Source organism: Bradyrhizobium sp. BLXBL-03 (assembly GCF_051853015.1).
In the GTDB taxonomy this organism is placed as follows: domain Bacteria; phylum Pseudomonadota; class Alphaproteobacteria; order Rhizobiales; family Xanthobacteraceae; genus Bradyrhizobium; species Bradyrhizobium manausense.
The window spans coordinates 8,186,341-8,208,747 of the sequence record NZ_CP182470.1 but is presented as its reverse complement, the minus strand read 5'-3'; the positions used below and the strand labels follow the sequence as shown (position 1 = coordinate 8,208,747).

At 63.2% G+C, this 22,407-nt stretch carries 17 protein-coding genes; 10 read left to right on the top strand and 7 right to left on the bottom strand.

What is annotated here, in order from left to right; genetic code table 11:
* Positions 1-42 precede the first annotated feature (42 nt).
* Both ACNJX9_RS38660 and ACNJX9_RS38655 read right to left on the bottom strand, forming a co-directional pair.
* Positions 43-969 (bottom strand): response regulator, encoded by a 927-nt coding sequence (locus ACNJX9_RS38660; RefSeq protein ID WP_439407315.1) that lies wholly within the window; start codon positions 967-969, stop codon positions 43-45.
* A complete protein-coding gene (locus ACNJX9_RS38655; RefSeq protein WP_439407314.1) occupies positions 953-4,324 on the bottom strand; it encodes a hybrid sensor histidine kinase/response regulator in 3,372 nt (1,123 codons plus the stop codon). Before ACNJX9_RS38655 ends, ACNJX9_RS38660 begins: the two co-directional genes overlap by 17 nt.
* Before the next feature lie 171 nt (positions 4,325-4,495).
* Here ACNJX9_RS38655 and urtA point away from each other — a divergent pair, with 171 nt between their 5' ends.
* From urtA to ACNJX9_RS38615, 8 genes are all read left to right on the top strand, one after another.
* On the top strand, positions 4,496-5,755 hold the full coding sequence (gene urtA / locus ACNJX9_RS38650; protein WP_057749917.1) for an urea ABC transporter substrate-binding protein: 1,260 nt from the start codon (positions 4,496-4,498) through the stop codon (positions 5,753-5,755).
* Between the two features lie 129 nt (positions 5,756-5,884).
* Positions 5,885-6,811: an urea ABC transporter permease subunit UrtB gene (urtB, locus tag ACNJX9_RS38645; RefSeq protein ID WP_057749914.1), complete on the top strand. Its 927-nt coding sequence runs from the start codon at positions 5,885-5,887 to the stop codon at positions 6,809-6,811.
* A gap of 18 nt (positions 6,812-6,829) precedes the next feature.
* The gene (gene urtC, locus ACNJX9_RS38640) at positions 6,830-7,972 is read left to right on the top strand and encodes an urea ABC transporter permease subunit UrtC (protein WP_439407313.1); all 1,143 of its coding nucleotides are present in this window, start codon (positions 6,830-6,832) and stop codon (positions 7,970-7,972) included.
* Positions 7,973-7,982: 10 nt separating this feature from the next.
* Entirely contained in the window at positions 7,983-8,738 is a 756-nt protein-coding gene (urtD, locus tag ACNJX9_RS38635; protein ID WP_439407312.1) for an urea ABC transporter ATP-binding protein UrtD, read from the top strand.
* Between the two features lie 192 nt (positions 8,739-8,930).
* Positions 8,931-9,620: an urea ABC transporter ATP-binding subunit UrtE gene (gene urtE / locus ACNJX9_RS38630; protein ID WP_057749903.1), complete on the top strand. Its 690-nt coding sequence runs from the start codon at positions 8,931-8,933 to the stop codon at positions 9,618-9,620.
* Between the two features lie 27 nt (positions 9,621-9,647).
* On the top strand, positions 9,648-10,877 hold the full coding sequence (fmdA, locus tag ACNJX9_RS38625; RefSeq protein WP_439407311.1) for a formamidase: 1,230 nt from the start codon (positions 9,648-9,650) through the stop codon (positions 10,875-10,877).
* A gap of 177 nt (positions 10,878-11,054) precedes the next feature.
* A complete protein-coding gene (locus tag ACNJX9_RS38620) occupies positions 11,055-11,429 on the top strand; it encodes an FmdB family zinc ribbon protein (RefSeq protein ID WP_439407310.1) in 375 nt (124 codons plus the stop codon).
* 43 nt (positions 11,430-11,472) lie between these two features.
* Positions 11,473-12,513, top strand: coding sequence for an aliphatic amidase (locus ACNJX9_RS38615; protein WP_439407309.1), 1,041 nt, complete (start codon positions 11,473-11,475; stop codon positions 12,511-12,513).
* 8 nt (positions 12,514-12,521) lie between these two features.
* Here ACNJX9_RS38615 and ACNJX9_RS38610 read toward each other — a convergent pair whose 3' ends face one another.
* The 5 genes from ACNJX9_RS38610 to ACNJX9_RS38590 all read right to left on the bottom strand — a co-directional run bounded on the left by ACNJX9_RS38610 (position 12,522) and on the right by ACNJX9_RS38590 (position 19,975).
* Positions 12,522-13,352 carry an MlaD family protein gene (locus ACNJX9_RS38610; RefSeq protein ID WP_439407308.1) on the bottom strand — a complete coding sequence of 277 codons (831 nt, stop codon included), beginning with the start codon at positions 13,350-13,352 and terminating at the stop codon, positions 12,522-12,524.
* 148 nt (positions 13,353-13,500) lie between these two features.
* The gene (locus tag ACNJX9_RS38605; protein WP_057749888.1) at positions 13,501-15,720 is read right to left on the bottom strand and encodes an acetate--CoA ligase family protein; all 2,220 of its coding nucleotides are present in this window, start codon (positions 15,718-15,720) and stop codon (positions 13,501-13,503) included.
* A 133-nt stretch (positions 15,721-15,853) separates the two neighbouring features.
* Positions 15,854-16,846, bottom strand: coding sequence for a glycosyltransferase family 2 protein (locus ACNJX9_RS38600; RefSeq protein ID WP_057745941.1), 993 nt, complete (start codon positions 16,844-16,846; stop codon positions 15,854-15,856).
* 156 nt (positions 16,847-17,002) lie between these two features.
* Entirely contained in the window at positions 17,003-17,596 is a 594-nt protein-coding gene (locus ACNJX9_RS38595; RefSeq protein ID WP_439407307.1) for a class GN sortase, read from the bottom strand.
* A 105-nt stretch (positions 17,597-17,701) separates the two neighbouring features.
* Positions 17,702-19,975 carry a marine proteobacterial sortase target protein gene (locus tag ACNJX9_RS38590; RefSeq protein ID WP_439407306.1) on the bottom strand — a complete coding sequence of 758 codons (2,274 nt, stop codon included), beginning with the start codon at positions 19,973-19,975 and terminating at the stop codon, positions 17,702-17,704.
* A gap of 186 nt (positions 19,976-20,161) precedes the next feature.
* Here ACNJX9_RS38590 and ACNJX9_RS38585 point away from each other — a divergent pair, with 186 nt between their 5' ends.
* Positions 20,162-20,932, top strand: a complete 771-nt coding sequence (locus ACNJX9_RS38585; RefSeq protein WP_057745945.1) for a helix-turn-helix domain-containing protein — start codon at positions 20,162-20,164, stop codon at positions 20,930-20,932.
* Between the two features lie 3 nt (positions 20,933-20,935).
* A complete protein-coding gene (locus tag ACNJX9_RS38580) occupies positions 20,936-22,390 on the top strand; it encodes a glycosyltransferase family 2 protein (RefSeq protein WP_439407305.1) in 1,455 nt (484 codons plus the stop codon).
* Positions 22,391-22,407 lie beyond the last annotated feature (17 nt).

The window sequence follows — 22,407 nt, the reverse complement described above, 5'->3', positions numbered from 1 at the left end:
CCGGTTGTTAGGCGCTAGCGTTCCAACTCAGTCCTGATAGGCTTACGAATTCCTCCTTGTCGCATTCGCCGCGATTGCTGCCGCCGCCGTCCGGTTCTCCACGCCGAGTTTCGCGTAGATCTGCTCCAGATGCTTGTCGACCGTGCGCGGGCTGAGGCCCAAAATCTGCGCGATGTCGCGGTTGGTCTTGCCCTTGCTGAGCCAGGCCAGTACCTCGCCCTCGCGTGTGGTGAGGCCGAGCTCGCTGGTGAATTCCGGCGGCAGCGCGGTACCGGCCTCTTTCGACAACCGCAGCAGAAACTCGTTCGGCGCGGTTTCGCCCATGTAGTAGAAGCGGAGCTGCGGATTGTCGGGCAGCGAAGCGGTCTGCGACTTCGCACTGCCCTTGCCTTTCGCCTGCTCCAGCCATTGCAGCAGCGACGGCGGCAGGACGAAGTCGTCCGTCTGCATGCCATGGTGATCGGCGAGAAGCTTCTGGGCCTGCGGCGTTGCCCAGAGGATGTGGCCCTGACGGTTGACTGCGAACAGGAAGCGGCCGGAGACGTCGAGCGCGGCGCGCGCGCTCTGCGTCAGCCGCGCATTGCCGAGATGGACGCGGATGCGCGCCAGCATCTCCTCGATCACGATCGGTTTTGTGACGTAGTCGACCCCGCCGGCTTCCAGTCCGCGCACAATATGCTCGGTTTCGGCGAGGCCGGTCATGAAGATCACGGGCACATTGGCAAGGTCCGTGTCGCGCTTGAGTCGCCGGCAGGTCTCGAATCCATCCATGCCCGGCATCACGGCATCGAGCAGCACGATGTCGGGCGTGATCTGGTCGACGATGCGCATCGCGCTGGCGCCGTCGAGCGCGACCATCACTGTCATCCCGGCGCCGTCGAGCGCGTCGGTCAGCAGCCTCAGCGTCTCCGGCGAGTCGTCGACAACGAGCGCGACGTCGCGCTTTTTCGGCTCAATGCTCATAAGCATGCAGGTTTTTCAATGTTCTCATGTATTGGTCGAGGTCGAAGCGATCGACCAGCGATCGCATTTCCGCGACGAAGTCGGCATGTTCAGGGTGTTCGCTGCCGATCTCGTCCAGCTTGAGCTGGATGGCTTTGACGTAGCCGATCTGGCCGAGCCCGATCAGCGCCTCGATGTGTCTGACCGGGGGGCGCGAGCCGCTCTCCGGCCGCCACAACGGCACGGCCGTCTCGTCGGAGCCGTACTGCCATTCGATCTTGAGCAGCTGTCGAATGGTTTCCAGCAATCGGGGAATGTCGATCGGCTTCATCAGATAGCCGTCGTGGAACGGCTGTGCCAGCGGCGCGCCGTGCGCCTCCAGCGCGCTCGCCGACACCATCAGGATACGGGCCTGGTGATGACCGTCGGCGCGCAGCTGTTCCGCGACGGTCCAGCCGTCCATGGCCGGCATCGAGATGTCGAGCAGGAACAGATCAGGCCGGCAATGTTTCGCCAGCGCAAGGCAGCCGGGACCGTCGCCGGCGCTCAGCAGGATGAAGCCGAGCGGCGTCAGCACCTCGCGCAGGAGATCGCGATGAACAGGGTCGTCGTCAGTGATGAGGATGGTCTTGCGCGCGCCGTGATAGCCCGAGATTGGCGCCTCCACCGGCGCGGTGCGCCTGGGATTGGTGACCTCCGACAGCAGCATCTTCACCTTGAAGGTGCTGCCGCGGCCGACGGTGCTGGTGACCTTGATGTCGCCGCCCATCACGCCGGCGAGCAACCGGCTGATGGTGAGCCCCAGCCCTGTGCCCGTCTGCGGCTGCGAGACTCCGAGCGCGCCGCGCTCGAACGGTGCAAAGATGCGTTCAAGATCGTCGCTCTGGATGCCGGGCCCGGTGTCGATCACCTCGAACTCGGCAACCGGGCTGCGGTAATGGACCACGAACTGCACGCTGCCGGTCTGGGTGAACTTGATGGCGTTGGAGAGGAGGTTGATCAGCACCTGGCGCAGCCGCTTCTCGTCGGCATAGACCACTGTCGGCAGTGTAGCCGGACGCCGGAACACGAAGTCGATGCCCTTGGCGCCGGCCTGGAGGCGAAACATGCCGACGAGCTGATCGAGGAATTCGCTCAGGCGGACTTCGTCGCGGGAGAGATAGAGCCTGCCAGCCTCGATCTTGGAAATATCCAGAATGCCATCGATCAGGCCGGAGAGGTGGTCAGCGCTGCGACGGACGACGCGGACCTGATCGCGCGGCTTTGTATTGAGCGACGCATCCTGCTCCAGCAGCTGCGCATAGCCGCTGATCGCGTTCAGCGGCGAGCGCAGCTCGTGGCTCAGCCCCACCACGTAGCGGCTCTTGGCGAGGTTGGCGGATTCGGCGACCTCCTTGGCGCGCTGCAGCTCGGCGTCTGTGCGCTTGTGCGCGTCGATTTCCTGGATCAGCAGCGCGGTCTGCCGCCGCGTCTCGGCCTCCGCGGCGCGGCGGCTCTGCTGCGCCAGCACGAACAGCCAGGCGACCACGCCGATGATGATGCTGAGCGAGAAGAACACCTTCCACAGCACGTTGGAGACCAGCGCGTTCTCGCCATGCACGCTGGCCGAGGTCTGCAGATAGATCAGCCCGAGCACCAGCGCGACGAGGCCTGCGGAGACGACGAAGACACCGATATAGTGCCCGAATTGCGAGTTGATGCGCTGATAGATCGGCTGCGGCAGGATCTTGCCGAGCGCCTCGGAGAACTGCACCTGCGCGCGCCCATGCGGCTTGCAGAGATCGTGGCAGCGCGCATCGAGCGAACAGCATAGCGAGCAGATCGGGCCGGCATAGGCGGGGCAGGAGGTGGTATCCTCCGGCTCAAAGCTGTGCTCGCAGATACAGCACTGGATCGCCTCGATATTGGCCCAGCTCCGCTTCGGCTTGCGGGCGATGTAGAATTTTCCGTCCGTGAGCCAGGCGATGATCGGCGCGGTGACGAAAGCCACCGTCAGCGCAACGAAGGCCGCGAGTGCCTTCATGGTCGGGCCGAACAGGCCGTAGAACGCCGCGATGGAAACGATGATCGCGAGAGTCATCGCGCCGACGCCGACCGGATTGATGTCGTAGAGATGCGCCCGCTTGAACTCCATCTGCGGCGGACGGAGGCCGAGCGGCTTGTTGATGACGAGGTCGGACACCAGCGCGCCGACCCAGGCGATCGCGACGTTGGAATAGAGCGCGAGCGTCTGCTCCAGCGCCTTGTAGACGCCGATCTCCATCAACAGCAGCGCGACAATCACGTTGAACACCAGCCACACCACGCGTCCGGGGTGGCTGTGCGTCAGGCGCGAGAAGAAGTTCGACCAGGCGATCGAGCCGGCATAGGCGTTGGTGACGTTGATCTTGATCTGCGACAACACCACGAAGAAGCCGGTCAGCGCCAGTGAAAGATCCGGATCCGACAGCACGTAGCGAAACGCCACCAGATACATGTGCGCGGGCTCGGCGGCTTCCTCGGGCGGCACGCCGTGGCTGAGCGCAAAAAAGGCGAGGAACGACCCCGCCAGCAGCTTCAGCGCACCGAGCACGATCCAGCCCGGCCCCGCGCTCATCAGCGCGATCCACCACGACGCCTTGGAGGTGCGACGGTCGCGCGGCAGAAATCGCAGGAAGTCGACCTGCTCGCCGATCTGCGCCACCAGCGAGAATACGACGGAGGATGCGACGCCGAACAGCAACAGATCGAAATGGCCGCCGAGATCGCCGTGCTCGCCGGCGAATTTGTGCCATTCCGTGAAAGAGTGCGGGTTGGCCCACGCGATCGCGGCAAAGGGCAGGATGTGCAGCACGACCCAGAGCGGCTGCGTCCAGAGCTGGAAGCGGCTGATCAGCGTGATGCCGTAGGTCACCAGCGGAATGATCGCGATCGCGCTGATGAGGTAGCCGATCGGGCGGGGAATCCCGAGGCACATCTCCAGCGCGGTTGCCAGGATCACCGCTTCAATCGCAAAAAAGATGAAAGTGAAGGAGGCGTAGATCAGCGATGTGACGGTCGAGCCGATATAGCCGAAGCCGGCGCCGCGGGTGAGGAGGTCAATGTCGATGCCGCATTTGGCGGCATAGTAGGCAATCGGAACCCCGCAGCAGAAGATGATGGCGGAGACGACGAGAATTGCGGATGCAGCGTTGGTCACGCCGTAGTTGAGGGTGATGGTGCCGCCGATCGCCTCCAGCACCAGGAAGGAGATCGCGCCGATCGCGGTGTTGGCGACGCGGGCGGCGGACCAGCGTCGCGCGCTCTTGGCGGTGAAGCGCAGCGCGTAGTCTTCCAGCGTCTGGTTGGCGACCCATTGGTTGTACTGGCGCCTGACGCGGTCTATTCGCTGCCGCCCTGCCACGCTTTACCCCACTCCCGATGCGGACCCGGAGCCCTCGCAAATCCCGTACCAAAAGCCTACGTCGGTATTTTGCGGTGCAGTATACGCGATCTTGCGTATGCTTGCGGTGCACAAATTCGAGCCATCCTCACGACACCAATCGCGTGTCCTCGAACAAACAGTGGGGTGCTCATGTCAGACGAAACCAACAAGGGCTTGTTGTCGCCGCTTCGGCGCAAACTATTGATGGGAATGGCGGCCGTCCCTGCCATCACGATGCTGCCGCGGACGTCGTTTGCGCAGACCCCGGCGACCTCGGCGGTCAACACCACCGGTCTCGCGGTCACCGACACCGAGGTGACGGTTGGCATCCTGCATTCGGCGACTGGCACCATGGCGATCTCCGAGACCGGTTCGATTGAGGCCGAAAAACTCGCCATCGAGCAGATCAACGCCGCCGGCGGCGTGCTCGGACGCAAGATCAAGTTCATCCAGGAAGACGGCGCCAGCGACTGGCCGACCTTCGCCGAGAAGGCGAAGAAGCTGCTCGTGAACGATAAGGTTGCGGCGATCATGGGTTGCTGGACCTCGGCCTCGCGCAAGGCGGTGCTGCCGGTCGTCGAGCAGTACAACGGCATGCTCTACTACCCGACCTTCTATGAAGGCCTCGAGCAGTCCAAGAACGTGATCTACACCGGCCAGGAAGCGACCCAGCAGATCCTCGCCGGCCTCAACTGGATCGCCAAGGAAAAGGGCGCGAAAACCTTCTTTTTCATCGGCTCCGACTACATCTGGCCGCGCACCTCCAACAAGATCGCGCGCAAGCACGTCGAGAACGTGCTGAAGGGCAAGGTCGTCGGCGAGGAGTACTACCCGCTCGGCAACACCCAGTTCAACTCGGTCATCAACAAGATCAAGCTGACCAAGCCCGACGTGATCTTCACCGACGTCGTCGGCGGCTCCAATGTCGCCTTCTACAAGCAGCTCAAGGCTGCCGGCATCGATCTCGCCAAGCAGCCGCTGCTCACCATCTCGGTCACCGAGGACGAAATCGACGGCATCGGCGGCGAGAACATCGCGGGCGCCTATGCCTGCATGAAGTACTTCCAGTCGCTCGACAATCCCAACAACAAGGCCTTCGTGCCGGCGTTCAAGAAGATGTGGGGCGAAAAGACCGTGATCGGAGACGTCACCCAGGCTGCCTATCTCGGCCCGTGGCTGTGGAAGTTGACGGTCGAGAAGGCCGGCTCCTTCGACGTCGACAAGATCGCTGCGGCTTCGCCCGGCGTCGAGTTCAAGGGCGCGCCGGAAGGTTATGTCCGCATCCACGAGAATCATCACCTCTGGTCGAAGACCCGCGTGGGCCGCGCCAAGCTCGATGGCCAGTTCGAGCTGATCTACGAGACCGCCGATCTCGTCGAGCCGGATCCGTTCCCGAAGGGTTACCAATAAGTCGCGGCCTCTCCCGCAACCCCCTCAAGCTCAAGCCTCTCCCTGGCGTGGATTGCAAGTCCATGCCCAAGACCCCGCGTCGCGCATTTGCGCGCGACGCGGGACCCTATTCCCTGACGGAGGACATTGATGTTCGGCGACTACTCGCTTGGTGACCTTGGCTCCATCTTCGTCATGCAGGGCTTTGCAGGACTGATCCTGTTCTCGGTCTACGTGCTGATGGCGCTCGGGCTTGCGATCATCTTCGGCCAGATGGGCGTCATCAACATGGCCCATGGCGAGTTCATGATCCTCGGGGCCTACGTCACCTGGATGACCTCCAATCTGTTCCAGGCCTACATGCCTGGTCTGTTCGGCGGCTACTTCTTCCTCGCCATGATCCTCGCCTTCCTCGCCTCAGGCGCGCTGGGAATGCTGGTAGAATGGGTGCTGATACGTCACCTCTACAAGCGTCCGCTCGACACGCTGCTGGCGACCTGGGGGCTCAGCCTGATGTTGCAGCAGGCCTATCGCTCCGTTTTCGGCGCGCGCGAGGTCGGCGTCGAGCTGCCGCAATGGATGCTCGGCTCTCTGCAAGTGACCAGCAGCATCGAAGTCCCCATCAACGGTGTCTTCGTCATGTGCCTGACGGTGCTGATCACCATCGTGGTCGCCTATGTCATGTTCAAATCGCGCTGGGGCCGCCAGGTCCGCGCGGTGGTGCAGAACCGCATCATGGCTGGCGCCGTCGGCATCAACACCGAGAAGGTCGACCGCTACACCTTCGGCCTCGGCTGCGGCATCGCGGGCGTCGCCGGTAGCGCCTTCACCATGATCGGGTCGACCGGGCCGACCTCGGGGCAGCTCTACATCGTCGACACATTCCTTGTCGTCGTGTTCGGCGGCGCCGCCAGCCTGCTCGGCACCATCGCCTCGGCCTTCTCGATCTCGCAGACGCAATCGACCCTCGAGTTCTTCATGTCGGGCTCGATGGCCAAGGTGCTGACGCTACTCGCCGTTGTCGGAATCCTGATGCTGCGGCCGCAGGGGCTGTTCGCCCTCAAGGTCCGCAAGTGAGAATGTGAGGCTGATGCAATGACCGACAACAGGTTCTTCAATCGATCAGAGTTGATCGGAATTCTGGTGCTCGCGGTGTTCCTGGTCGCGGTGTTGCCGCTCACGCTCGATGTCTTCAGGCTCAACCTGGTCGCAAAGTACCTGACCTACGCCTTCGTTGCGCTGGGCCTTGTCATCTGCTGGGGCTATGGCGGCATCTTGAGCCTCGGCCAGGGCGTGTTCTTCGGGCTCGGCGGCTACTGCATGGCGATGTTCCTCAAGCTCGAAGCCTCGAGTGTCGAGAACACCAAGATCCAGTCGACGCCGGGTATCCCTGATTTCATGGACTGGAATCAGCTGACCGCGCTGCCGTTCTTCTGGAAGCCGTTCCACAGCCTCACCTTCACCGTCGCGGCCATTGTCCTGGTGCCCGGCATCTTCGCATTGATCATCGGCACCGCGATGTTCAAGCGCCGCGTCGGCGGCACCTACTTCGCCATCATCACCCAGGCGGTTGCGGCCATCCTCACCATCCTGATCGTGGGCCAGCAGGGCTACACCGGCGGCATCAACGGCATGACCGATTTGCGCACCCTGAAAGGATGGGACATCCGGCCCGATCACGCCAAGATCGCGCTGTACTTCTTCGAGGTCGGCTGCCTGTTCGTCTGCATCTTGATCGCGCAGTTCGTCCGGCACTCCAAGCTCGGGCGCATTCTGGTCGCGATGCGCGAAAAGGAGGACCGGGTCAGGTTCTCCGGCTACAGCGTCGCCAATTTCAAGATCTTCGCCTTCTGCATCGCCGCTGTGTTCGCCGCTGTCGGCGGCGCCATGTTCGCGCTCAATGTCGGCTTCATGTCGCCGTCCTTCGTCGGCATCGTGCCCTCGATCGAAATGGTGATCTACACCGCGGTCGGCGGCCGGCTGTCGATCCTGGGTGCGATCTACGGCACGCTGCTGGTGAACTTCGCCAAGACCAGCCTGTCGGAAACCTTCCCCGAATTGTGGCTGTTCGGTCTCGGCGGTCTGTTCATTGCCGTGGTGCTCGCATTCCCGAACGGTCTTGCCGGGATCTGGGGCGACTACGTGCAGCCACGCATCGAGCGCTTGATCGCTTCGCGCAAACCCAAGCCCGAAGGCTGGACCGACGGCTCGGTCGCCGACGGCGCCCCGGCAGAGTGAGGAGATCATCATGCTCATAGGACACCAGCCCAAGGAATTCCTTCTGGCGGTTGAAGCTCTCACCGTGTCGTTCGACGGCTTCAAGGCAGTCAACGATCTCTCCTTCTATGTCGACGAAAACGAGATCCGCGTCATCATCGGCCCGAACGGGGCCGGCAAGACCACCGTGCTCGACCTGATCTGCGGCAAGACCAAAGCGACCTCAGGCTCGATCCAGTTCCGCGGCAAGGAGCTGACGCGGATGAAGGAGAACGAGATCGTCAAGGCCGGTGTCGGGCGCAAATTCCAGAACCCGTCGATCTACGACGATCTCACCGTGTTCGAGAATCTGGAGATCTCCTATCCGCGTGGACGCTCGGTGTTCGGCGCGCTGACCTTCACCCGCGATGCCGCCGTGCGCGATCGCGTCCACGAGGTCGCCGAGATGATCTTCCTGAAGGACAAGCTGAACATGAGCGCCGACCTGCTCAGCCACGGTCAGAAGCAATGGCTCGAGATCGGCATGCTGCTGATTCAGGATCCGGACCTCTTGATGCTGGACGAGCCCGTCGCCGGCATGAGCGTGTCCGAGCGTGGCAAGACCGCCGAGCTGCTCAACCGCATCATCAAGAACCGTTCGGTTCTGGTGATCGAACACGACATGAAGTTCGTCGAGGACATCGCGCACAAGGTCACCGTGCTGCACCAGGGCCAGATCCTCTCCGAGGGGACCATGGAGAAAGTGCAGAACGATCCCAAGGTCATCGAAGTGTATTTGGGGCACTGACGATGATGAAGTTGGTCGAGTCTGTTGCGGCAATGACGGTTCACCTCTCCCGTAGGGAGAGGTTGAATTGCGCAGCAATTCGGGTGAGGGGTTCCGCTCTCTCGAGGGACCTGCACCCCCTCACCCGCGCCTTCGAAGCGACCTCTCCCCGGTGGGGAGAGATGAAGGAACACCGAGCCTAGGAGCACGACGATGCTGGCAATTTCCGATCTTCACGTCGCCTACGGCCAGAGCGAGGTGCTGCACGGCCTCAACGTCAAGGTCGCGCCCAACGAGATCGTTGCGATCATGGGCCGCAACGGCATGGGCAAGACCACGCTGATGAAATCGCTGATGGGCATCCTGCCGGCCAGAAGCGGCTCGGTGACCATGGACGGCGCGGAACTCGGCGGTCTGCCGAGTTATGAGCGCGTCGCCAAGGGCCTCGCCTACGTGCCGCAGGGCCGCATGATCTTCTCCACCATGACGGTGAAGGAAAACATCGAGACCGGCCTCGTCGTCTCCGGCGGATCGGAAGTGCCAGGCGACATCTATGAGCTGTTTCCGGTGCTGCTGGAGATGAAGGGCCGCCGCGGCGGCAATCTCTCCGGCGGTCAGCAACAGCAGCTCGCGATTGCGCGGGCGCTCGCGACCAAGCCGAAGGTGCTGCTGCTCGACGAGCCGACCGAAGGCATCCAGCCGTCGATCATCAAGGACATGGCGCGGACGCTGAAACGCATCCGCGACGAAAAGGGGCTGTCGATCGTCGTCTCCGAGCAGGTCCTGAGCTTCGCGCTCGATATCGCCGACCGCGTGCTGGTGATCGAGAACGGCGAGATCGTGCGTGACGACCCGCGCGATGCCGTCGATGCCGCGCAGGTCTCGAAATATCTGTCCGTCTAACCAACCGTAGTAAAGGGGAGCATCTCGATGCCAGAGACACTGATCAAGGTCGATCTCACCAAGTCGGCTTACGAAAATGACATGGTGCATAATCGCTGGCACCCAGACATCCCGATCGTGGCCTGGGTCAATCCCGGCGACGATTTCATCATCGAGACCTATGACTGGACCGGCGGCTTCATCAAGAACAACGATTCCGCCGACGACGTGCGCGACATCGACCTGTCGATTGTGCACTTCCTGTCCGGTCCGATCGGCGTCAAGGGCGCCGAACCCGGCGACCTCCTGGTTGTTGACCTGCTCGACGTCGGCCCGATGAAGGAGAGTCTCTGGGGCTTCAACGGCTTCTTCTCCAAGCAGAATGGCGGCGGCTTCCTGACCGACCATTTCCCGCTGGCGCAAAAGTCGATCTGGGACATCAAGGGCCTCTACACCTCATCGCGCCACGTGCCCGGCGTGAATTTCGCAGGGCTCATCCACCCCGGCCTGATCGGCTGCCTGCCCGATCCGAAGATGCTTGAGACCTGGAACAAGCGCGAGGCCGATCTGATCTCGACCAACCCGACTCGCGTGCCTGGTCTCGCCAACCCGCCATTCGCGGCGACCGCCCATGGCGGCCGTGCCAAGGGCGACGTCAAGGCCAAGATCGGCGCCGAGGGTGCGCGCACCGTGCCGCCGCGCGAGCATGGCGGCAATTGCGACATCAAGGATCTCTCGCGCGGCTCGAAGATCTACTTCCCGGTCTACGTGCCCGGTGCCGGTCTTTCGATGGGCGACCTGCATTTCAGCCAGGGTGATGGCGAGATCACCTTCTGCGGTGCGATCGAGATGGCCGGCTGGCTGCATTTGAAGGTCGAAGTGATCAAGGACGGCATGTCGAAATACGGCATCAAGAACCCGATCTTCAAGCCGTCGCCGATCACGCCGAACTACAAGGACTATCTGATCTTCGAAGGCATCTCGGTCGACGAGGCCGGCAAGCAGCATTATCTCGATGTCCACATCGCCTATCGCCAGGCCTGTCTCAACGCCATCGAGTATCTGAAGAAGTTCGGCTACTCCGGCGCCCAGGCCTATTCGATCCTCGGCACCGCGCCGTGCCAGGGCCACATCTCCGGCGTGGTCGACGTGCCCAACGCCTGCGCCACCCTGTGGCTGCCGACCGAGATCTTCGACTTCGACGTGATGCCTTCGGCGGCGGGCCCGATCAAGCACATCACCGGCGATATCAAGATGCCGATCTCGCCGGACAAATGATCGTGCGTTCTATCCCCGTCATCCTGAGGTGCTCGCCTTGCAAGGCAAGGCGAGCCCCGAAGGACGACGGCTCGGCTGCATCTCGGCCGTACATCCTTCGAGGCTCTAGATCAGGCGCAACGCGCCCCATCCAGAGCGCCTCAGGATGGCGGATCAAAGAACACGAAGGACAACACGATGCCGGTCTACGAATATCTCTGTGACGACTGCGGACCTTTCAAGGACCTCCGCCCGATGGCGGAGTGCGACGATCCGCAAAACTGCCCGCATTGCGAGGCATCGGCGCCGCGCGTGATCCTGACCGCGCCGAATTTCTTCTGCATGCCGGCGGACAAGCGCAAGGCCTACGCCGTCAACGAGCGCAGCTCGCATGCGCCACAAACGCTCGCGCAATACAAGGCCTCGCATGGCCCCGGTTGCGGCTGCTGCTCGTCGGGCAGGACCGTGAAGGACAAGAGCTCCACGGACAAGAAGCCGGCGCGGCTGGTGACCAAGACCAAGAGCGGCGCCAAGGGCTTTCCCACCGCGCGGCCATGGATGATCAGCCACTAACGCCACGCCAACATCAATCAAATAAAGTACAGGAGCGCTCAACATGCTTCACGGCGATATTTCCAGCAGCAACGACACCGTCGGCGTCGCAGTGGTCAACTACAAGATGCCCCGCCTGCACACCAAGGCCGAGGTGCTCGACAACGCCCGCAAGATCGCCGACATGATCGTCGGCATGAAGGTCGGCCTGCCCGGTATGGATCTCGTGATCTTTCCTGAGTATTCCACCCAAGGCATCATGTACGACTCCAAGGAGATGTACGAGACGGCGTCCATGGTGCCGGGCGAGGAAACCGCGATCTTCGCCGAGGCTTGCCGCAGGGCGAAAGTGTGGGGCGTGTTCTCGCTGACCGGCGAGCGCCACGAGGAGCATCCGCATAAGGCGCCCTACAACACGCTGATCCTGATGAACGACAAGGGCGAGATCGTGCAGAAATATCGCAAGATCATGCCGTGGGTGCCGATCGAAGGCTGGTATCCCGGCAATTGCACCTATGTCTCCGAAGGCCCGAAAGGCCTCAAGGTCAGCCTGATCATTTGCGACGACGGTAATTATCCGGAGATCTGGCGCGACTGCGCCATGAAGGGCGCCGAGCTGATCGTGCGCTGCCAGGGCTACATGTACCCGGCCAAGGAGCAGCAGGTCATGATCTCCAAGGCGATGGCCTGGGCCAACAATGTCTATGTCGCGGTCGCCAACGCCGCCGGCTTCGACGGCGTGTATTCGTATTTCGGCCATTCCGCGATCATCGGCTTCGATGGCCGTACGCTCGGCGAGTGTGGCGAGGAGGATTACGGCATCCAATACGCCCAGCTCTCGAAACACCTGATCCGCGATGCGCGCCGCAACGGCCAGTCGCAGAACCATCTCTACAAGCTGGTCCATCGCGGCTACACCGGCATGATCAATTCCGGCGACAGCCCGCGCGGCGTCGCGGCCTGCCCGTATGATTTCTACAAGAACTGGATCAAGGACCCCGAGGGTACGCGCGACATGGTCGAGGCCATGACGCGCGCCACGCCGGGCACCGCCGAATGCCCAATCGACGGCATCCCGAACGAGGCCGCGCCGAGCAACTATTAGGGGTAGACCTATCGCTTCGGCTGCGCCGGTTTGCGTGGCGGGCGCGGGGCCGCAGCGGGCGCAGGCAGCCCGCTCATCTTGTTGGCGGCTTCGCTGACGTCGAGCAGCGAGCGACGGGTCTCCTCGAGGAAGCTTGCCGATTTCTTCTTCATGGTGTCGGCGAGCTCGTGCAGCCCCTTCACCTTTTCGAATAGCTCGTCGGCCTTGCCGTCGACGAAACCCGGCACCGCACCCTCGATTTTCGAGACCGCCCTGTCGAAGCCGGCAAACGCAGTGTCGACCTTGAGCATCACGGCGTCGATCTCCTCGCCCTTGGCGCCGAGATCGGCTGTGTAGTTTTCGAACGTGCGCAGGCCGTCCTTGATCGCAGGTGCGTTGCTGACGATGGTGCGGTCGACGCTGTGCAGCGTGTCGACGATGGATTCAGCGTCGCTGAGATCGGCGGTCAGCACGGGGATGCCGTCCGAGTCCAGCGGCACCGGTGGCGCCGACGGGGCGCCGCCGATCAGCGAGACCGCGGCAACGCCGGTGAGGCCCTGGAACTCGATGCCGGCCACCGTGTCCTTGCGGATCGGCGCGGTGTTGTCGAGCGACACCAGCGCCACGACCTTGCGCGGACTTTCCAGCTTGATCGACAGGATCTGGCCGGCGGGCACGCCGTCGAAATTGACCGGACCGCCGCGGCGCAGGCCGCTCGCGGAGCCGCCTTCGAAAACGACGCGCAGTTGGCTGCGGCTCTGGCTGGCGCGCCATTTCTGCACGCCGAGCAGGCCGCCGAACGCGACGGCGATCGCCGTCAGCGTCGCCGTTCCGATCACAAGATTGCTCGCGCGTGCCATTAGGGTAGCGATTTTACGACCAAAGCGGGGAAGTTGGAAGGAGCCGCAATGGTACGTAGGGCGGGTTAGCGAAGCGTAACCCGCCGTCTGCTACCGACATGCGTGCAAATTGGCGGATTACGCTGGCGCTAATCCGCCCTACGCGAATTCAATGCCCAGCTGCGCGTTTGGCGGCGGCATTGTTCAGCACGATCAGCGCGTCGACCGCGACCCCGGTTCTGGCATTGATCAGGAACGGATTGACGTCGATCGAGGCAATCCGGTCGCCGGCATCCGCAATCAGATTGGACAGGCCGACCAGCGCCTTGACGGCCGAGGCCTCGTGCAGCGCCGGCTTGCCGCGATAGCCGCGCATCTTGACGCCGGCCTTGGTCCGGCCGATCAAAAGCCGCGCCTCGGCCTGGTCGAGCGGTGCGCCTGATAGCGCCACGTCCTTCATCAGCTCGATATCGATGCCGCCGGTGCCGAACAGCACGACGGGGCCCATCTCGGCATCCAGCGAGGCGCCGACGACGAGCTCGAGATCGGCCTTGACCTGCTGTGCGATCAGGATGCCGTCGAGTTTCGGCCTGCCCTTTAGCTTGTTCACCCGCGCGGTGATGTCAGCGAACGCCTGCTTCACCTCGGCCGCGCTGTTGAGGTTCAGCACCACGCCGCCGATGTCGGATTTGTGCAGGATCTCGGCGCTGACGACCTTTGCCACGACCGGAAAGCCGATCTGCCTGGCGATGTCCGCGGCTTCTGCGGCGGTCTGCGCGATTCCCTCCTTCGAGACCGGGATGCCATAGGCCTTCAGCAGCTTCTTCGACGCGACTTCGTCGAGCGCGGCGCCGTGCGCCGACTTCAGCGTCTTCTCCAGCAAGGCGCGTGCCGCCGGCTTCGAGCTCGAGACGATGTCGGGCACTTCCTTGCGCAGTTTCGCATAGGCGAGCAGTGATTTGATCGCGGTCACCGCGCGGTCCATGCCCTGCATCACCGTCAGATGCGGCAGCGACTTGCGCAAGTCCTTGGTGAACTCGGTGAAGCCGATCGACATCGCGCTGATATAGATCACGGGCTTTCCGGCCCGGCCTGCCATCTCGTTGACGATGCGCAAGTTCCGCTCGCGTTGCTCGTGCGGCGCCTTTGGAAACTCGGCGTCGACGATGACGATGTCGATATCGGGATCGTCGATCATCAGCTTGATCGACTTCATGTAGACGGAGGGATCAACCACCGCGGCAAAGCCGGCGTCGAGCGGATTGCCCACGATCGAGCCCGGTCCGAGCATCTTGCTGAGCTCGCGGCTGACATGCGGGCTGAGCGGCGCGAAATTCAGGCCTTGTGCAAAGAAGGCATCGATCAGCATGCCGCGCTTGCCGCCTGACAGCGTCACCGCCGCGAGCCGGTCGCCCTTGGGCACGGTGGCATGGACGAAGCATTCGGTGGTCTCGATCAGCTCGTCGAGCCCGGCGACGCGGATCACGCCTTCGCGCGTTGCAATCGCATCGAATGTCTCGATCGAGCCCGCGAGCGCGCCGGTGTGTGCCATCGCCGCGGCGCGGCCGCCCTCCGATGACCCGAGCTTGAGCGCGATGACCGGCTTGCTGGCGGCGCGCGCGGCCTTGCAGGCATCGCGAAACGCTCTGGTATTGCGCACGCCCTCGAGATAGACCACGATCACCTTGATAGTCGGATCCTCGGCGAAATAGCGCATCAGGTCCGGTGTCTCGAGCCCGGTCTCGTTCCCCGTTGTCACCATGTAGCCGACACCGACGCCGCGATCTTCCAGCGCCTGCCTGATTGCCATGACGATGGCGCCCGACTGCCCGGCGATCGCCACCGCGCCCTGTTCCATGGTGACCGTTCGGTCGTCGATATTGGTGAAGAGCTTTTCGCCGGCGCTCAAATTGCCGAGGCAGTTCGGACCGGTGACGGCGAGCCCCGTCTCGCGCACCGCTTGTTGCAGCTCGGCGGCGAGCCTCTGGCTCTCCTCATCCTGCAATTCGCTGAAACCCGAGGTGACGATGGTCGCGGACCGCGCGCCGGCAGCGGCGGCGTCGCGGATCACCTGCACGGCAAAGCGTGCGGGCACCAGCACGAGAACATGGTCGGGCTTTTCCGGGAGGCTCGCAAAGTCCTTGTAGCACGTGACGCCCCAGATGCTCTCGCGCTTGGCGTTGACAGGGTAGAGCCCGCCCTCGAAGCCGTATTTGACCAGATTGTTCCAGATGCGCTCGGCGTAATTGCCCGGCTTATCGGTCGCACCCACCAGCACGATGTTGTGTGGATGCAGCATGGCGTGGATGCGCTTGACGATGTCGGCGGCATCGGGGGGTGGCGACCATGGACGGCCAGGAACCGACGCGACTGAGACCTGAGCTTCCATGGCGTGACCTCACCTGTTGTTCTTCTTGGCGGCGCGTCAGCTGATCGTAGGGTGAGTTGACAGGAGTGGCAACCGGCAGCGCTGCATGCCGCGTGGCGGAATGCGCGGCGGATCGCACCTAACCGCGCCGTTCTCAGTAGCGCAGCAGGCCCAATCTGTAGCTGTAGTGATAGGCCAGCTGCCGCAGCAGATAGGGCGCAATGGCGCGCCTTATCTGCATCTGCGTCGGATCGAATCCGAGGACGCGACGCCGCAGGATGCCCATCTCCTTGACACCGATTGCGTAGGTTGCCGTCGTCTTCTGTGCGTCATGGATCCGGAAGCAGGAAAGAAACCGCGGCAGGCGTACGAACTTGAATCCGGCGGCCTGTGCCCGCAGGATGAAATCCCAGTCCATCGCGAAATGGAAACTTTCGTCGATTGGACCGATCTTGTCCCACACGCGCTTGCGCCAGAACATCGTCTCCTGCGGAATGTAGTCGGCATATTGTAGCGTCTTGTCATCGTGGCGAGGCAGCACCGCGCGTCCAACCTCAAGCCCATCACGATTGATGAAGATGCGGTTGCCGTAGACAATGTCGACATCGGGATGCGACATGAAATAGTCGACGACATGAGCGAGCGTCCCAGGCAGCAGCATGTCGTCGCTGTTGAGATAGGCCATGATCTCGCATTCGACGCCGGCAAAACCGAGATTGATGGCGTTGGATTGGCCGTTGTCCGGCTCGCTTCTCCAGCTGATGCTGTTGCCGCGGCTCTTCAGGAGATCGACCGTGCCGTCGATCGAGGCGCCGTCCTGCACGTGATAATAGAGATTCGGGTAAGCCTGGCCGACGATGCTGTCGATCGTGGCGCCGATATAATCCGCATGGTTGTAGCTTGGCGTGACCATCGCGATCCGCGGTGCGTTCGCAGGGATCGCAGGCGGGGACTTGAACGCGTTGAGGTTGAGCAGGCGCGGCAGATGTTGCTCGAAGGTCCACATTGGCGGACGCCGCCATAGACCGCGGAACGAGGCCCGTCTCTGACCGGCCGCAACGAGATTCAGGTTCCGCTCCAACAGCGCGACGCGGTTTTCCAGCTGTTCCAATCGGTATTCGAGACCCTGCCTGAAGTCTTCGTCCATCTACCCCGTGTTCCCCCCCGGCTCCGCCACAAAGATCCGCAGGCCTTCTTATAGGTCTACTGACGGCAGCGCCAGTTCAGCGGCTGACGACGTCGCTGTTGCGGACGTCAGCCCTGCGAGCCCGAGATCAATCCCAAACTCCGCAATTGCGAACGGCTATTCACGATCATCCACCAAGGTCGCACGCAGCAGGTAGCGCTCCGGGCCGGAGGTGAGAGCGTCGAACGGCCAGCAAGTCGCAAGGACAAGCTCTGAACCTTGAGTTTCGGGATCGATGTGAGACGCGTCGAAATAGACGATCGTCGAGGAATCCACCCGATAACGAAAACGGTTACCGTCACTGCGTGTGACGTCGATCACATCACCGATGACGACGTTTCGCAGGAAGCGGAAATGTGTATCGCGATGTGCCGCATAGACGGCAACCCCGCGCTCGCCGGCGTCAACCGTGCGGTGGACGTGGCCGGGCCCAAAGGCGAGCGCCTGGCCGCTCGTGCCTTCCAGCGCGATCGCGCTGGCGCCGATCCGCTTGACCTCGATCCGCGCCACCGGCCAGGTGTCGGCCCAGGACCATGGCTTGACCGGCTGGCCGGTCGCAATGCTCCGTTCGAACGCATGCTCCAGCAGCACCTGGGCGAGCCACGCCTTGGCGTGGATGTAGGCGCCGTCACCGAACAGGATTGATCCGGCCAGCGCCAGGGCCAGCGCCAGGACGAGCGCCAAGTCCAGAGGCGAGATGAGGCGGGGCATGGCGTATCTCTTGTTCGTCATTCCAAGAAAAAGGCGCGCGCGGCCGTTGGTTTCGGGACGGGCAGCCGCGCGCGCCGAGCAAGAGGAGTTCGGGGGGCTCCTCTCTCAAGCGGCGTCAGTGAGCAAGGTCTGACGCCGCTTGAACACGAGCAGGATCAGGGCGAGCACGATCAGGATCAGGCCTGCGATCATCTTCAGTTCTGCAGAGGTCGCAGTTTTGGGCAGGCGGATCGTATCCGAGGTGACAGGTGCTGGCCGTCTTGCCGCGGGCTGGCCCGCATCGGCGCGGCGCTCGCGCAGATGTGCCGGGGTCTGCTGCGGCCGTTCACCGAACACCTTCGTGAAATCCCAGCCCGCCGGCAGGTTGATCGGAAGCTCGCTGAGCTTGAGCGGCGTGCCTTCGGGACGGCTCGGCGTCTTGTCGACGGCGACGAGACTGGTCAGCCGCGTGACGATCTGGTGGTCGAGTGCCAGCGCAAGGACCGTCTTGTCCGTGTCCTCCGGCGTCATCTCGCGGAGCGTTCGCGCCACTTCCGCATCGCCGATCTTGCGCCTGGCCCAAAGCTTCGACAGGCCCTTGCCCTCAGCGGCATTTTTCAAGGACAGCGTCACCGACCACGGACGATCGCCGACATGACCCTTGAGCTCCAGCGAGCCCGCGAGCTTGTCGAGCTTCGCTGCAAGCACCAAGGGCTCGTCGCGATAGACGTCCGGGAGGATTGCCGGCGTGACGTCGGCCTTGGCATCGGAAAACTTCGCGGTGAGACCGGTCACGGCAGGGTTCTCCAGCTTGGCAAACAGGCCGCGCATACGCTCCTCGACCTGATCGACGGACCCGATATGGGTGAAGGTCCCGCGGCCGAGCTCGGAAGCACGCGTCATCAGATAGGTGTTGGGCGCGGAGCCGATGCCGACCATGAAGATGCGCGAGCGGCCACGCATCGCCGTGATGGTCTCGAACAATTGCTGCTCGTTGCCGATCGCGCCGTCCGTCAGGAACACGATTTGGCGAACCATGCTGGTGTCGGCGATCCTGTCGGTCAGCGCGGCGCGCATCGCCGGCACCATCTCGGTGCCGCCGCGCGCCTGCAAGGCGCTGACGAAGGAGGTCGCTTCACCGACATGCGCGGCATCGGCCGCAACCGAGGCCGGAAACAGCACGTCCATGGTGTCGTCGAAGCGGATCACGTTGAAGCGATCGCTCGGCTGCAGGCGGCCGAGCGCATAAAGCAGACTTGCCTTGGCCTGCTCGATCGAGGTCCCGCCCATCGAACCGGAATTGTCGATCACGAACACCACTTCACGCGGCAGCGGCTTGTGGACCGTCTGCTCGGCGGCCGGCGGCTTGACGAAAGCCAGGAGGTAGTCGGCATCGCCGACACGCTCACGGAACAGCCCGACTGACGGTGCTTTTTCAGCGACCGGCTTCCAGGTCAGCTCGAAGTCGCGGTCGGCGGGGACAGTGCCGTCCGCGAGCGTCACGACGCGCGTCGCGTCATCAGGACTTTCGATGTTGACGTTGTGGAAGTGACTCTTCACCTCGCCGAGCGCGAAGCCGGCTTTCAGGTGCACCGTGATGCTGGTCGGATTGACCGGTGCATTCCCGGCGGGATCGAGCACGGGTGACGAGATGCGCTCACGATCGGGCGCCGGCTCTGAGCGGGTCGCGCCCCAGCCGGAGCCGTCATTGCGGAAATCGACGCTCTGCACGATCGGCGCCGGATGATAGCGGGGCCCGACCACGAGCGGAATGCGCAGCGAATATTCGTTGCCGGATTGATGCACGGGCTCCTGATATTCGATCTGCACCAGCACGGTTTCGCCGGGACCGATATTGGCCACCGAATTGGTGAAGATGTTGGGCCTCTGCTGCTCGGTGAGCGCGGCCTTCTGCCCGGTGCGGCGCGCTTCCTCGTAGATCACGCGGGCCTGCTGGCGTTCCCTGATATCGCCGACAATGACGCGGTCACCGACCACCATCTTCAGCGTGTCGACGGCGCCGTCGGCACCCAGCGGATAGACATAGGTCGCCTCGGCCCAGTCCCTGGTCGGGTTGCGGAAGGCCTGGGTGACGCGCGTGCGCAGCGTCGGGCCTGAGACCGTGATGTCGACGTCGATCCCGAGCCGGATGGCTTCGGTCGTGGCGCCATTCTCCTTCAGGAGCAGGGTGCCGGATTTGGCATCGCCGGGCTGGAGCAGGCTGGCCTGCTCCGTCGTCGCCGACCAGGAGGTCTCGAAGCTCACCAGCAGGGCCACGAAACTGACCAGGAGCACGGCGATGCTTTGCGCCAGAAGGAACAGCCCGACCTTGATCAGCCTGCCGAGCCACGGATTTTCGTCAGGGTGTTCGTCGCTTTCGACCGTGTCGTAATAGTCCATTTGGCCTGCTCCCGAAGCATGTTCGATGCCGCCGAGCATCCGTCGGGAGGGCCTGATTTCGCGAGCAGAATGATCGGTAATGTTCCGCCACGGCCGGTCGGAGCCATCAGCCGTTTGGCGGCGATGTCCGGTTTTGTGCTGACTTGTCCGCCCTGCTAGACTGGACGCCGTGGAGCGGGGTTAACGATGCAGACGCAAGACAAGCTCTCCGACAAGCAGCTTTCGGACGAGCAAAGCCGCGAGGTCGCGGAGATGATCCGCGAGGAAATCGCCAGGCGCCGGATCTCGCGGCAGGCACTGGCCGAGCAGGCCAAGCTCAGCCTGTCGACCCTGGAAAAGGCGCTTGGCGGCCGGCGCCCGTTCACGCTGGCGACCACGGTCCGGCTGGAGCAGGCCCTGGGCGTGTCGCTGCGAAAGAGCACCGCCACGCCGGCGCCCGCGGGGAGCAGCGACGTCGCACCCGACGGCCTCGGCTCCTATTCGCATCGTGCGGTGACCTGGATCGAGGGTGTCTACCTCACCCTGCGGCCATCCTTTGGCGACAGGGATGCGATCTTCGCCTATCGCACCGAAATCGCCTGGGAGCCGAAAGTGTCCTCGCTGGTCTTCCGCGAGGGCGAGCGAACCGATGCCGCCTATGAGCACACCGGCGAAGTTGCGGTGCCGCATCAATCCGGCTTCATCTATCTCGTCATCAACAAGCACGGGCAGCATCGCGTCATCACTGTGTCGCGGCCGACCGTAACAGGTGCGATGTACGGCATCATTTCGACGCTGCGTGCCGGCGCCGGCTCCCAGCTGATGCCGGTCGCGGCGCCAATCGCCTATGTTCCGATTAACAACGTCAAGGAGCCGGCGCTCGGACGGATCATGCCTGACCACGCCAACCATGCGCTGTATCTGAGCCACCTGCGCCGCACGGTGGAGGAGTCATTCGCGCTGTTATTGTCGGTATAGGACGTGGCCGTAACATCGGACGTCGCGTGCCCACTGTTCTCGGTCATCATCCCGCTCGAATTTCACCGCGGGCAGTGGGAGCAGTCCTGGCTCGGCTGGACGTCACAGACGGCGGACAGGTCTCTCTACGAGATCATTCTGGTCATTCCACCTGACTTCACGGCGCATGCGGAGCTGAACGCGCTTGCCGCAGGCCAGGCCCGGCTCGAATTCGCGGATTCCGTGCACGATATCGGGCTTTGCGCGGCCGGCGCCGCCAGGGCTCGCGGCCGCTATTTGTTCTTCACGGAATCGCATTGCTGGCCCGAGCCCGACGTGATCGCGCTCTGCATCCGCGCAATCGAAGATCATCCCGACTGGGCCGGATTTTCCTGCCGCTCGGTCCCGATCTGCCACAACCGCCTGTCCGCGGCGGAGGCCGCGATGTACCAGGCCGACATCGAGTTCGGCATGAAGCAGCATCCCTGGCGCAAGGTGCTCGACCAGTGCTTCGTAACGCGGCGCGACGTCTATCGGGAGTGCGGGGGCCTGCGCGAAGAGCTCGGTCATTTCGCCGAATGGGTGCTCGCCGCCGCTTACCATGCGCGAGGCTACGCCATCGGCTATCTCGAGCAAGCGCGCTTCCACCACTATTATATCGGCCGGATCGGTGAGCTGAAGACGTTCACGCTCGATTTCGTCCAGGGCGAGAGCCGATTTCTCAGCGGGGATCGGCGCGATCCGGGCAGCGAGCTGATCGAAATTCCCTTTGAATGGAAAGACCGGGACGATTTGGATCGTCCGCTTGCGTTCAATGCATTGAACGCGCTGCTGCGTTACAGCCTGCCGCGTCTCGGTCGGAAATGGCCCGACGAGGAACTGCGTGCACTGTGGCGCTGGAGCGGGCCGGCGCTGTTCGGTGATCTCCGTGCGCGCGTCACGGCTTTCCTTGCCACCGCTCATGCGCGCCTGGTGCTGTCAGCGCTGGCTCCATTCGGCTCGCGCGATGCCATTGCGCGGTGGATGAAGCTCTACATCGCATCGCTGATCCACCTTCAGCGGCTCGCATCTATCCGTCGTGTTCGCGGTCACACCAGATCGGCGAAGAAGCTGCTTGGCGATCAGGTCCTCGCGCAGCTCGGCTTTCACGAGCCGGAATCGGCTGCCGGCCATGCTTTTCGCTGGAGCGAGCCGCAGGCAGCCGTTCGGATCAAGGGCGCGCCGGGACGCAGCACGATCTGCATCCGCAGTCCCGCCCTGCGTGAGCCGCTCGACCAGATCGGTGCGCAATTCTATCTCGACGGCGCAGCTCTCGATCGCGCCGCGATCGAGGTCGGCGTGGACCGTTACATGTTGAGCCTCGACCTGCCGCAATCAGGCATCGCCATCCTGGCCTGGGCCTGCCCCGAGTTCAGAGGTATCGGCGATGCGCGTCGTCTCGGCCTGCCTGTCGTTGGCATCGAGGTTAAACAGCCTTGAACCCCACATCTTCAGCT